The 14,238-nt window shown below is 35.3% G+C and carries 5 protein-coding genes; 1 reads left to right on the top strand and 4 read right to left on the bottom strand.

The window, feature by feature from the left end; translation table 11 throughout:
- Positions 1 to 59: 59 nt before the first annotated feature.
- On the bottom strand, positions 60 to 3,548 hold the full coding sequence (locus NNL09_RS15400) for an Ig-like domain-containing protein (protein WP_196909768.1): 3,489 nt from the start codon (positions 3,546 to 3,548) through the stop codon (positions 60 to 62).
- 208 nt (positions 3,549 to 3,756) lie between these two features.
- Positions 3,757 to 7,140, bottom strand: a complete 3,384-nt coding sequence (locus NNL09_RS15395) for an Ig-like domain-containing protein (RefSeq protein ID WP_196909767.1) — start codon at positions 7,138 to 7,140, stop codon at positions 3,757 to 3,759.
- A gap of 340 nt (positions 7,141 to 7,480) precedes the next feature.
- Here NNL09_RS15395 and NNL09_RS15390 point away from each other — a divergent pair, with 340 nt between their 5' ends.
- Positions 7,481 to 8,191: a LytTR family DNA-binding domain-containing protein gene (locus tag NNL09_RS15390; protein WP_196909766.1), complete on the top strand. Its 711-nt coding sequence runs from the start codon at positions 7,481 to 7,483 to the stop codon at positions 8,189 to 8,191.
- 333 nt (positions 8,192 to 8,524) lie between these two features.
- Here the strand turns inward: NNL09_RS15390 and NNL09_RS15385 are convergent, their stop codons facing one another.
- Both NNL09_RS15385 and NNL09_RS15380 read right to left on the bottom strand, forming a co-directional pair.
- On the bottom strand, positions 8,525 to 11,137 hold the full coding sequence (locus tag NNL09_RS15385) for a glycosyl hydrolase family 18 protein (protein WP_196909765.1): 2,613 nt from the start codon (positions 11,135 to 11,137) through the stop codon (positions 8,525 to 8,527).
- A 90-nt stretch (positions 11,138 to 11,227) separates the two neighbouring features.
- Entirely contained in the window at positions 11,228 to 13,906 is a 2,679-nt protein-coding gene (locus NNL09_RS15380; protein ID WP_196909764.1) for a glycoside hydrolase family 19 protein, read from the bottom strand.
- Positions 13,907 to 14,238: the final 332 nt, after the last annotated feature.

Here is a 14,238-nt window from a genome sequence, read left to right as displayed (position 1 = left end):
AATGGAGTCCAGATATCTGGACTCCATTTTAAGTAATACACTTAGAAAATTAAAATAAATTACTCTCTAATTATTTTACCTGTTGTCTTGTTTTTGGAAACTGAAATCGTATAAAAATACATTCCCGATTCTAGTTCACCGATATCAAAACTCTTAACACTTTCTCCTCTTTGAAGTCTGTCGTTTTCAAAACTATAAACTTCAATTCCATTAGTATTAAATATCTGGAACCTGAAATAATCAGAACCTGATTTAGAAATAGCACTATCTAAGGCAATGTTAATTACATTTCCAGAAATAGGATTAGGAAATATTTTTCCTATACTATTTTGTGTATTAGCAGCTCTGGCACCTAATCCATCTAAATATGCTCTATGACTTGAAGAGAAGGTAGAGTTATTTACCAAATCCCAATTTATAGACCAGGTCATTAAACCTCTAAAGCTAGGATATGTAGAATTAGTAGTATATGTTCTTCCAGGATAAGAAGTTCCTTTAATCAAATAATCAAGGGCTTGTTGTACAACTGCTTCAGAAGTATATCCGCTTCCTGCTGCTTGAGTAGTAGCAGGCAATCCAATAGCAACCTGATCTGCTCTAAGACCAGGGAACGTAAGTCCTGTTTGAGCAACTGGGAAACCAGTAATTAACATTTCTGCCATAGCAACATGAAAATCTGCAGTAGCTGGTTGATATATTTTTCCATCTCTACCAAACATAGAACCTGTATTATAGTGCTGAACATGAATATAATCCATTTCATTACGCAATGCATGAATTACAGGCAAATATGCTCCAAAAATTCCAGAATAATTTCCATAAGCACCTTGTACATAAGCTGTTTCCGGAGCCATACTTAATATAAATCTATTTGCACCTATATTGGTTCTAATAGCTTTTGTAGCATCAATAAGATTTTTGATCTTTGCTGTAGTTGGATTCCTGAAATCAGAATCTCCGCTATCCAGTGAAAGAGAGCTTCCTTCTAAATCTATATCCAACCCATTGAAGCCATATGTATTGATAATATTGGTCATAGAACTTATAAATAAATTCTTTTCAGCTTCACTATTCAATTCTACTCTTGCATTAGCACCTCCGATAGAAATTAGTACCTTTTGTCCTCTACTCTTTACAGTAGCAACATCATCTATAAAAGCCTGAGTATTTCCATTATAAATACTATACGGACTAAATTGCATATCGGCTGTACTTCCTGCTTTAGGTTCTGCAAATGCAACACAAATCACATCCCAATCTCTGGATACTTCGCTCAGTCTTGGAGTAGTAGAGCCATTGTCAAAATTATGCCAGTACCCAACCAATATTTTTCCTGGTAAATTATTATTTCCTCCTCCTGTACTACTTCTAATTACAACTGGATCAGAAGTGGTTTGATTATTCTCATTATCGGTTGCTACTGCAGTTAAAGAATAACTACCAGATTGTGCGTTAGTAATTGTATAAGAATACGGATTAGTAGTATCTTCTCCTAGTTTTGTAGTACCATTAAAGAACTCTACTTTAGTAACAGTTCCATCATCGGTTGCAGTTGCATTAACAACAACAGAACTACCAGCAGTATATGTTGCTCCATTTGAAGGAGATGTGATATTTACTACAGGAGCACCTCCTGTTCCTCCTCCACAATCACCTGTCTTTGACCAAGCATCTTGCCAATGAGCTCCAGTACCTGGTGCATATGCCCATGCTGCTGCAGAAGAACACCACCCAGGAATATTACATGTAAATTTCTCTCCTTCGTTTTGTACTTCCTGATCTTTACTATATGAAGTTCCTGCAACATATTGTGGTAATCCATCACAATTACCATTTCCTACTGTAGTCACCGAAATTGATATCGCAGAAGAAGTTGAAGTAGCTCCACCATTATCAGTAGCTTTAGCTGTCAACGTATAATTTCCTGCAGATGCGTTAGAAATTGTATATGCATAAGGACTACTAGTATCTTCTCCCAGTTTTGTGGCTCCATTAAAGAACTCTACTTTAGTAATAGTTCCATCACTATCAGAAGCATTTGCAGTAACAGAGATTGAAGTCCCTTCGTTAAAAGAGTCATTATTATTGGGCGAAGTAATCGTAACTGTTGGAGGAGTATTATTAACCCCATTAACGGTAATGCTTATTACAGAAGATGTGGTCGATGCTCCCTGGTTATCTGTTGCTTTGGCAGTTATCGCATAGTTTCCTGCAGAGATATTTTGCCAAACATATTCATAAGGACTAGAAACATCTTCTCCTAGTTTTGTATTACCATTATAAAATTCAACTTTAGATACTGTACCATCTGCATCTGATGCATTAGCAGATATTGTTACAGATGCTCCTTCTTGAAACGAACTATTGTTATTTGGAGAAGTAATACTTACGGTAGGACTCATATTAGGAGTACCTCCGGTACAGTCTCCTGTTTTTGACCATGCATCCTGCCAGTGAGCTCCAGTACCTGGTGCATATGCCCAAGCTGCAGCAGAAGAACACCATCCAGGAATATTACATGTGAATTTTTCTCCTTCGTTTTGTACTTCTTGATCTTTACTATAAGAAGTTCCTGCTACATATTGTGGTATTCCTGCACAGTCTCCTCCTCCGGTGTCAGGAAGTGTAGTTGCAGTTGTGGTATTACTAAAACCAGATTGATTATTTGCAGCATCCTTCGCTTTTATTCTAAAAGAATAAGAAGTGTTTGCTGTTAATCCAGTTACTTGATGAGAAGTACCAGTTACGGTAGCAACAATAGTATTTCCTTGATATATATCATATCCCGTTACAGCTACATTATCGGTAGCAGCATTCCAGGCAAGATCTACTGTAGTTTGTGTAGCATTTGATGCTCCTAGACCAGTAGGAACAGAAGGTGCCTGTGTATCGGTACCTCCTCCATCAAAATTGATATCACTAGTCGAATAAAATGCCTCTGGACTGTCTGATCTTTGCCAAATACTATAAATAACATGTTTACCTGTCCTAACAGGAAGTGTTACCGGAATATTAACAATCCTTTCTGCTGCACTTGGAGGTGTTCGTACTAAAAGTTCAAGACTATCCCATGTTAATGGCTGGTCGGGTGTCCAGCTTGCTTTGGTTATATAAACTTCATAATAAGCAGTTGCATGAGGAGCGTGATTTGTCCAAGTTACTGTAAATGGGCCCGGAGAAACTTTTGTCGACACCCAATCGGATCTAACTTGATCCATGCCTCCGTATTTTTCAGGCCTGCCACCGCTAGCCAGATTCCCATCCATCACATATTGCTGATGATTACCGTTAGCATTCGCTTGATTAATTTCACTCCAATCATACAATGGCTGCGTGCCATGAGAAGCTACTGCTGCAACACAAGCCGCAGAATCTGGACTTTCAGGGTCTTCCTGAAAACAATTCCAAACACGACTTGGTGGGTATGTTACTGTGCCATGGGGGAAAACAGATAGAATTACTGTTAGAAATAGGGTCGTACAAATTAACTGTCGCCATGAACAATTAATTCTAATAAAATTTACTGAGTTTGTGTGTGTTTTAAACATGGTTTTACTATTTAAGTGTTATATCGAAATATACAAGCACTCGAATTGACGAATTTTAAGATTCAAAAACATCAATACGCACAACGGGTTGATAAATAATTCAACCCATCAAAAAATCTGTAATCGTAATTTATATAATAAGATTCTTAATAGTAACCATAAAAGAGTAGAAGAAGTACTCTTTTATGGTTACAAAAACTATTTTAAATTAATTTGATACTTTCATCTTACCATATTCTTTTTCTTTTCCTATAGTAATCGTATATAAGTACAAACCAGTTTTTAAAGAACTAATATCAAATGTTTTACCATTCTTCCCATTCATCACATTATTTTCAAAATCTAATAACTTAGTTCCGTTAAGGGAATGTACTTCAAATCTAAAATTAGAGTTAGACTTTCCAGAATTTATCATCACATTTATGATACCATTTTCGGTAGGATTCGGAAATACGCTAACCGCAGAATTTCTTACTGTACAATCACCTGTCTTTGACCAAGCAGATTGCCAATGAGCTCCAGTACCTGGTGCATATGCCCATGCTGCTGCAGAAGAACACCACCCAGGAATATTACATGTAAACTTCTCTCCTTCGTTTTGTACCTCCTGATCTTTACTATATGAAGTTCCTGCAACATATTGTGGTAATCCATCACAATTACCATTTCCTACTGTAGTCACCGAAATTGATATCGCAGAAGAAGTTGAAGTAGCTCCACCATTATCAGTAGCTTTAGCTGTCAACGTATAATTTCCTGCAGATGCGTTAGAAATTGTATATGCATAAGGACTACTAGTATCTTCTCCCAGTTTTGTGGCTCCATTAAAGAACTCTACTTTAGTAATAGTTCCATCACTATCAGAAGCATTTGCAGTAACAGAGATTGAAGTCCCTTCGCTAAAAGAGTCATTATTATTGGGCGAAGTAATCGTAACTGTTGGAGGAGTATTATTAACCCCATTAACGGTAATGCTTATTACAGAAGATGTGGTCGATGCTCCCTGGTTATCTGTTGCTTTGGCAGTTATTGCATAGTTTCCTGCAGAGATATTTTGCCAAACATATTCGTAAGGACTAGAAACATCTTCTCCTAGTTTTGTATTACCATTATAAAATTCAACTTTAGATACTGTACCATCTGCATCTGATGCATTAGCAGATATTGTTACAGATGCTCCTTCTTGAAACGAACTATTGTTATTTGGAGAAGTAATATTTACCGTAGGACTCGTATTAGGAGTACCTCCGGTACAGTCTCCTGTTTTTGACCATGCATCCTGCCAGTGAGCTCCGGTACCTGGTGCATATGCCCAAGCTGCAGCAGAAGAACACCATCCAGGAATATTACATGTAAACTTCTCTCCTTCATTTTGCACTTCCTGATCTTTGCTATACGAAGTACCTGCTACATATTGTGGTATATTATCACATCCCCCACCGGTACTACCATTCACAGTTACAGAAACACCAGAAGATACTGTTGCTGCATTTTTATCATCTGTTGCTTTTGCAGTTAATGTGTAGTTTCCTTTAGCGACATTTGCCCATGAATATTCGTATGGTGCAGTAGTATCTTCTCCTAACAGAGTTGTACCATTATAAAACTCAACTTTTGTAATACTACCATCAGTATCAGGATCTGATGCATTTGCTTTTATAACAATAGTAGTTCCTTCTGTAAAAGTAGCATTATTAGCTGGTTCTGTTATATTTACTACAGGTGGTGTGTTTGTGCCACTACCGTTTACAGATACAGAAACCGCAGAAGAAGTTGTCGAAGCATTACCGTTATCAGTTGCCTTTACTGTTAAAGTATAATTACCTGCAGAAACACTCGACCACGAATATTCATAAGGTGATGTTGTGTCTTCTCCTAATTTTGTACTACCATTATAAAATTCGACTTTAGCAATAGTTCCATCACTATCTGCTGCATTTGCAGTAATAAGTATTGTGTCTCCTTCTGTAAAAGTAGAATTATTAGCAGGCGCTGTTATATTAACTGTAGGAGAAACATTTCCTCCTGGTCCTCCATTAGCAAAAACTTCATTGATTTTATTCACCAAAGGGGATTTTACATTAGACCATCTTTTAAGTTTTCTACCAAAAGAAGTTGCTGTACCTCCAAATTCAAGATCACCATAGACTGTCCAAATAATAGTCCCTCCTAACTCATTATCATTAATAAATTGAGCTTTAATACCAATAGATTCTTCGTCATCATAGCTTAAAAAATACTTTCCATTCACCAAATAAGGAACCTTAGCTTCGTCATCCCATTTTCTGGTCCATCCGCTATTAGGGGATAAAGCTTTTTGTTTGATAAAGAAATAATTTGGTGTACCATCATATACTTCTTTTGGCCAGTTTGTATAATCTGCTGCCGTTTGTATAGGTCCATCGGGTTGAACAGTTTCTGCTCTTTTTACAGTTTTTACATTAAGATCTGCATTTCCTTCAGTAACAACACCTCTACCATAGAATGGAGCTCCAAAACATATTTTGTTTTTAGGAACACCTTTCTCTATTAATTTCTGTAAAGTAGATTGCCAATTAAAAAAAGATACTTCTGCATCGGTATATGGGTAAACAGGAGCATTATGTCCTGCTTTATTAGACCAACCACCATTATAATCATAAGTCATCATGTTAAAGTAATCCATATTAGCAACTACTCCAGACCAATTAAATCCATCCAGTTTTCTTGGATCTGCAGCCATAGCCGATGTAATTAATTTTGTAGGTCCTATAGCATTACGAATTTCTTGTAGTAAAGATTCAAAATTCGCAAAATCTGCCTGACTACCTGTAAAATTCATTCCTGAAAATGGTCCTGGATATTCCCAGTCTAAATCAATTCCGTCGAAACCAATATTGATTAATCTTTTACAGTCTTCAATAAATTTTGCTCTTTTTACAGGATCGGCAGCCATTTCTGGGAAATGTTTACACATACTCCATCCACCAATCGATGCCATCACTTTTACTCCTTTTTGATGTGCAAGATCCAGTAATCCCAGAGCTCCGTTTTCTTTTTTAAGAGGTAACGGTAATCCACCGCTTAGTCCCCAAACTGGGTGTGTCCAGGTACTAGCTCCGACCTCTACTTGAAATCCTTGAGCTTCTGCACGTCTTTTTATATCTTCATTTACATAGTTTACATATTCTAATTCTCCGAATAAAAGATGTAAATCCCAACTGCTGTACAAATCTGTATAAAACAAATCTGCAGGTTCTTGTGTCACACCATCTTGATATATATTCTTATTTCTATGATCTCCACTATGCAAAGAACCATCACGAGCTACTCCAAAAAATGAATAATTTAGAATCGTGTATTTAGAATAATCAATATTTAAATGCGTAAGAGCTCCTGCTTCAGGTACTCCTGCCGTATTGGTTTTCCAGGCGTCCCAGTTGGTAATATATCCTATAATCTGTTTTTGATGATCAGAAGTGGTAGCACTTCCTCCTGTGTTCACTTGTGCATAAGCAATGCTCGAAACGCACATAAAAATAAAAAGCAAAGATGTTTTCAGATACAAATCTCGAAAACACCAAGCCTTAAAAGTTTGGTTTAATTTTTTCATAATTTCTTACCTTAAGTTATAAATGGTTTGTGTTATTATTTACGAAAACGTTGTAGTTTTCAATGAAAAAGTAGAAAGAACTCGGGGTTTAAAAAAACTAATTAGCTGAATGACTTAAAACTGTAGATTTTCAGAAGAAAAACAGGAATAAGATGCATTTTACTCATATTCTATAATTTCTATAGGAAAAAGAGATTATCGAACAAAAACCTTTTAAAAAGAAAACAATAAAAAAGAATAAATCAGGTTACATACCCAGATAGGAAGTAAGATTTATTCATAAAAAAAAGGAGTAAATAACAACTATTTATTTATAGAATAATCTCTAAAAGACTATAGAATGAAAGTAAGATGTTTACTTGTAGACAATGACCCGCTAGCTATCAGTGCTTTAAAAAAACACTTGGCACATTTTGAACATTTCGAGGTAGTTTTTGTTTGTAATAATGCTGTTGATGCTTTTAATTTTATTCGTGAAAATTCGATTGATTTAGTTTTTGTCGATATTTATACGCCTATGGTTAATGGGTTAGAATTTATTAAAAACATACACAATCCTCCTCTTATTATTATAACTTCTTCTGATGAAGATTATGCTGTACAAGGATTTGAGTTAGGAGTCATAGATTATTTAATAAAACCAATCTCTTTGAAGAGGCTTGTAAAATCTTTACACAAAATATCCAGGACATTAAATATGGTGAACAAACTGCCATATACATCTTCATTAGAAGATCACATTTTTATTAAAGTAGATAAAAAAATGATAAAAATATATTTTGAAGATATTTTATACATAAAAAGTCTTAAGGATTATGTTATTATAAAAACAGATCACAAAGATTATGTAACACATTACAACTTATCTGCAATTACCAGGCTACTACCAGAGTATCTTTTTATAAGAATCCACAGATCATATACTATCGCCATTAATAAAATTAAGGCAATTGATAAAAATTGTATCGAAATCGATGATAAATCGCTCCCTATGGGAAGAAATTATATAAAAAAAGTTAAAGGTAAAATCATAAATGGAGTTACCGTTTAAATCAAAAAAAGATCCGAGATATACCCGGATCTTTAGTATGGATAAATGACTAGCATCTATTCACAACATAACAAACAAAATTTTAATCGGTATATTGTTTAGCACCGTATTTCCTAACTAAATCTTCATTTTCATCGCCTGTCAAGTTTGCAATGAACCGAAAAGAATACTGAACTTGTTATTTTCATAACGATGAAGTTTTAGCGTTTATATTATAGTCAATGAATCTGCCAAATCAGGGCCCTAGAATGCACCTGTAAAAAAATCGTTGAGCTTGTGTTAGCAAATCAATGTTTCAGGACCCGTCATTTGGCAATTTTCTATCACTTAATTTTATTTTTTAATTACTTTTTTGGTGATTACTTCTCCACTGATATTAATTTTGTAGATATAGATTCCACTTTTAAGAGTCGATAAATCTTGTGTAAAATCTCTGCTTCCTGTATATTCTCTTAAAGATTTTGTATGCATTAACTTACCATAGATATCATATACATCAATTTTCACCCACCACACTTCAGGAACTGTTATCTGATATTTTATAACATCATCTACCAATGTTTGAAATGCAACAGAAGACATATTTGGGTTACTCTGAACACAATCTGAAACAAACTCCCACACAGAACTACTACCAGGAGTTTCACCTTCTGTCCACCATTTGGCTTTATAGATTTTTTGACTATGGTATACTTGATCCCCACTATTATATGCAATAGATGTTATCCATTGTGGAGATCCACAAAAATCTCCACCACCAGAGCCTCCGTCACAACTAGAAACAAATTCCCATACAGAGCTACTTCCTGGAGTTTCTCCCTTTGTCCACCATTTATTAGTATAGAGGTTACCGTTATAGCTTACTTTTTGCCCTGCTGTCGCATATACCTTATCAGCTTGCCATTCTGCTATTCCATCACAACTTCCTCCCGCTACTTTTTCTTTCACAGTAAACGTAACAACTGTCTCGGTAGATAGTCCTTCATTATCTGTAGCCATAATTTTATAAGATACTTCACCAAAGGCGCTAGGAGTCCAGTCTGTAGTATATTGAGTACCATTTGCAGATGGAGTAATTTCAATATTGTTTACCATAAATTTCACAGAGCTTACCTGGGTATCGTCTGTTACCGTAGCTTTTAACTGAATTGATGACAATGCTGTTTGTTCTATAACATCTGCATCTTTTGGTTCGATAAGAGTTATTGATGGAGGTGTATTACCTCCCACTACTTTCTCCTTTACTGTGAAAACAATTGTCTTTTCTGAAGTTGCATTTTTATTATCTGTAGCAGAAGCAATGAGCGTTACTTCACCAAATGCTGCAGGAGTAAAACTGGCTGTATAGCTACTTCCATTTGCTGTAGCGCTAATATTAGTAGTATTATGCTTAAACATAAAAGATTGAATGGTTCCATCGGAATCTGTAGCACTGGCTTTTAGTGTTATCGGAGACAATTCTGTTAATTCGATAATTTGTCCATTTGTAGGAGCTTCCCACACTACTGTTGGTGAATTGTTTATAGGGTCGGTGTTTCCTGCAGCCTCATTTACTGCTTTAAGAATACTTGAAGGTGAATTATAATCGGTATCTTGTGTAAGTTCCCATATGATTAACCCCTGATGCCCATACTGCTTAGAATATTTTATTTTTTCTCCAGCTAATTTTGGTGTGTTATAGTATATCTTTTTTCCATTTTCTCCTATGTATCCTCTTAGATTTTTAGGATCCTTAGGATCATAACTTGTTGCTGCATTAGCAAAATCTTTTATGATATCCTTATAAGGAACAAATTTAGCTCCATTCCCTCCATCAGGCTTTTTTTCAGAAAAATCGTAACCATACACAGGTAGTCCGAAAGCTAATTTGGCTTTTGGCACATTAAATCCTCCTGCATGATTCCAGGCTGGTGGAGCAAATCCCATCCAATATTCTAATGCATCTTGCGCAGAATAAATTGGATTATCTGCTGTTTGTCCTTGATAAGTCCCTGGTTCTACTTTATAAAGAGAAGAATGAGGTCCTTCTGGAGATTTATCCCATGATCCTGTAAAATCATAAGACATAAGACCAATCCAATCCATATAGTCTGCCATACCATCATCATAGTTATTTCCATACCAAGATGTTCCGAATACAGCGGCTGTAATTAACTTATTAGGTATTTTGGCTCTTAGTTTCTGGCTTAATTTTGTTAACCCAATACCTGCGGGATGAGGGCCTTTATCAGCATCCCCCCATTTGCTTCCTCTTACTCTTCCTCCCTGATCTGAAGTCCCGCTAATGGCTGGGTCTGCCCACCAACATTCCATATCCAAATCAACACCATCCAAATCATTCTGAGTAACATAATTAGCAATCAATGTTGCAATTTCATCTAATTTATTATCGTTGTTTTGATATTTGGTCATTAACCATAAGAACGCATAATCAGTAGCCCCTCCTAATGCAACAGATACTTTTACTCCTTTGGCTTTGGCTTTTTGAAGAACACCCAAATCGTTAAGAACAGAATCTACTTTTCTAGATTGAAACTCATCAAAAGATATAGAAGCAAAATTTGAACTATTATAATCATTATTATTTTGCTTAAACATCAAAAAAGAAATATTTAGATGTGTTACTACCTCTGGATTAAATTTATTTTTGATATCATAATCAGCAACCCAGGTAGGCAAATATCCTATAATTCGTTGTTTACCAGAGTAATCTGGACCTAATCCTCCATCTCCACATGGTCCTATTAGTTCCCAGGAGCCGGCTCCCGGAGCATCATTAGTATAGTATTTACACTTATAATTAATATTATTATAAGAAACTTCTTGCCCTTGTTTATAAGGGACTTTACTTGCATCCCACTCTGGTGAACAGGTAGGAAAAGTGTATTGTGCATGCATCAATAGCGCACAAAAAAACATAAACAAAAATGTATAAAAATTTTTCATGATTAGTGTGATTAATTAATTCGAGTTTTTATATGTATAATCGGGTAGTTAAATCAGTAATAAAAACTACCCGAAATAGTTCCTTAGTAGTTAATTTTTAAGGATTTTCTCAAAATAAACATCGTCATTTATATATATTTTAAATAGATAAAGACCATTTTTGAGATTTGACAGATCGTGCGTAAATGATTTTAGTGTCTTTGCCTGGACTCCATTAAATGATTGTGTACTTATCAATTTTCCAGAAAGATGATATAGGTTGATCTTAACCCATGATGTATTATCTGTTTTTATTCTAAAGTTTACAATATCCTGAGTTATAGTTGGAAAAACAGAGTAGTTATTTGAAGTTATTTCAAAATTACTTTTACCACAAGCTCCGATTTTTGTCCAAGCTGTTTGCCAATGTGCTCCTGTACCGGGGGCATATGCCCATGCTGCAGTAGATGAACACCACCCAGGAATATCACAACTAAATTTTTCTCCTTCATTTACTACCTCATCATTTAATCCATAAGAAGTACCTGCAACATATTGTTGTATATTTGCACAATTCCCATTTCCTCCACCGTTAGTCACCGTAACTGTTATTGCAGTAGAGGTTGAAGATGCCCCTTTATTATCTGTTGCTTTTGCCGTTAACGAGTAATTTCCTACTATAACGTTTTCGAATGTATAACTAAAAGGGCTAGCACTACTTTCTCCTATTTTATTATCATTATTAAAGAATTCTACTTTCGCAATCGTCCCGTCGCTATCAGATGCATTTACCGTGATAGGAATCGAAGTACCTGCTTCAAAAGTGGCATTATCTCCCGGAGAAGTTATACTAACAGTAGGAGCATTATTATTTCCTCCTGTTGTTTTTTCTTTCACAGTAAAAGAAATTGCTTTTTCTGAGGTATTATTTTGATCATCTGTGGCAGATGCTGTAATCGTAATTTCTCCAAATGCAGTTGGTGTAAAACTAGCCGTATAGGTACTTCCTGAAGAGGTAGGAGTAATACTAGTATTATTATACTTAAAAATAAAAGATTGAACAGTTCCATCGGTATCGGTAGCATTGGCTTTTAAAGTAATCGGCGCAAGCTCTTTTTGTTCTATGACCTGCCCATTATCTGGTGATTCCCATGTTATTACAGGGCTACTTCCATTAGAAACACCGCATTCTTTTACAAACTCCCATACGGTATCACTTCCAGGAACATTACTGCTATCTGCATACCATTTGTTTTTATAGACGTTATTATTATATTTTACATAGTTATTTTTGTCTTTATAAATCCTCGATGCATTCCATTCGGGCACTTCCTGGCAGTCAAGATTTATTCCATCCCAAATAATAACCTTAATTTCTGATGTTGCCGTAGTACCATTTTTAAATACCGCATTAGCGCTTAAAACATGGTTTGTATAGCTAGATGGTGTCCAACTGAATGTTACTCCATCAAAAGTTTGATTTTCCACAGTTGTAGTAACGCTTACCAATTTTGTATTTTTTTCATCTATGGATAAGCTTACGGAAATTGGTGAAAATGTAGATTGCTCAAACATTTGGTTATTTCTGGGAGTTGTAAATGTTACCTTAGGTTTTTGTGCACAAGGTTCTGCTGTAAGATCGGCAGTATCACCGCCATACCTAGCCATATCTTTACATCCACAATCAGAAAGATCATGAACTCCATCCATATCTGTCCCTATTTGATAAATATCTGTAAACCTTTCGTAGTATCCTATTCTATCTAATACCTGAGGTTTTTCTGTACCTTGTCCACATTCTACACCTCCATTAATAATATTTACAGTCATCCCTAGTCCCGGAATTCTATTTTTGGTTTTATCCAACTCATTAGGAGTCCATTTATTCACCATTACATCATGAGCCGATGGTTTGGGGTATTGAGGCGTCATCCAAAACCAAATAGCAGTTTGAAAAGCCAAAGCAGCATCTTCGATTACTTTTTCTGGATGATCTAAAAGTATCTGTTTGTCTCCAAAAATGAATTCACTGGCAGGACCGTAATTATAATTGTATGATAACTGTATGGGGCCTCTTCCCTTATATGATTTTCCTGGAGTTGGAGGATAATTTGTATCTGGAGAAGCATAAGAAGCATTCGTAGGCTCTTCACGAAAATGTAAGCCCCAAGAAAACTGTCCACCCGGGGCAGTTGACCACCCCCCAGTAGTCTCATGAGAGATATTAGCAAAAAAAGCTGTGATTTCTCTTTTTCTGGTTTCAAGGCTTCCTTCACCTAAAAAAGATCCATAATCTACTTTTTCGGTAACAATTTCTTTATCAGTATTTCTTGGTGCATCAAAATCTACATCGGTTCGAATCACTTTTGATATTCCTGTAGTCTTATCAGTACGTGTAATTCTATAAGCGTTCGTACCACATCTTCTCTCAAAGATCACTTCGATTTTACTCATTCTATTAATGGCCTCGATAAAAGATTCGAAAGTATAAAAATCATCTTTTGGGTCTAGTACCCAAACACCACCTCCGGTGTCTTTAGCACCAAAACGATACGGAAACAAGGTGTTCCATAAATCTTTATTTATCAAATCATTAACTTGATATAGTGGATGTATAGGTAAAAACTTATCCAGAGAGAAAGAATCAGTTGTTTTTGATATCTCGGGATATGTATTATCATCGTTAGAAAAGGTTAGATGAATAGTAAAAAGTAATACAGTAAAAATCATAATCCATGATTTCCTGCATAAAACCTGTTGGTTTTTTGGAGTAGTGAGTTTGTGTGTCATTGTTATTACAACATTTGTGTTAAGTCGTTGGCTTTCTTTTAGTTATTTAAAACCCTGATCTTAAAATACTACTTTTACGTCCTCTTGGAGAAATAAATTATACGAGTGACACTTTTTAGCACACAAAAACCATCATATTGACAATAAATGAAATTTTGGATTAATCTAATTATACAATTTTATAATTGTTCGTTTTTGAAGAAAAAAAGATCAATTAATTGGAGATATTAGACCTCGATAGGTTTATTTTTTAATTAATTTTTTTAGACAAAGTATTTGATAGTAAAGACACTACAAGAAGTATTTTTAATTATCAATTGTCTTAACTTCTT

The organism is Aquimarina sp. EL_43 (assembly GCF_943422735.1).
In the GTDB taxonomy this organism is placed as follows: Bacteria; Bacteroidota; Bacteroidia; order Flavobacteriales; family Flavobacteriaceae; genus Aquimarina; species Aquimarina megaterium.
Note: the sequence above shows the minus strand (reverse complement) of the source record. Positions and strands in the feature narration are given on the sequence as shown.

Bases quoted from the DNA above. Each gene is read 5' to 3' on its own strand.
- NNL09_RS15390 (WP_196909766.1), top strand. From the start codon at position 7,481: ATGAAAGTAAGATGTTTACTTGTAGACAATGACCCGCTAGCTATCAGT.
- NNL09_RS15385 (WP_196909765.1), bottom strand. From the start codon at position 11,137: ATGAAAAATTTTTATACATTTTTGTTTATGTTTTTTTGTGCGCTATTG.
- NNL09_RS15380 (WP_196909764.1), bottom strand. From the start codon at position 13,906: ATGACACACAAACTCACTACTCCAAAAAACCAACAGGTTTTATGCAGG.
- NNL09_RS15400 (WP_196909768.1), bottom strand. From the start codon at position 3,548: ATGTTTAAAACACACACAAACTCAGTAAATTTTATTAGAATTAATTGT.
- NNL09_RS15395 (WP_196909767.1), bottom strand. From the start codon at position 7,140: ATGAAAAAATTAAACCAAACTTTTAAGGCTTGGTGTTTTCGAGATTTG.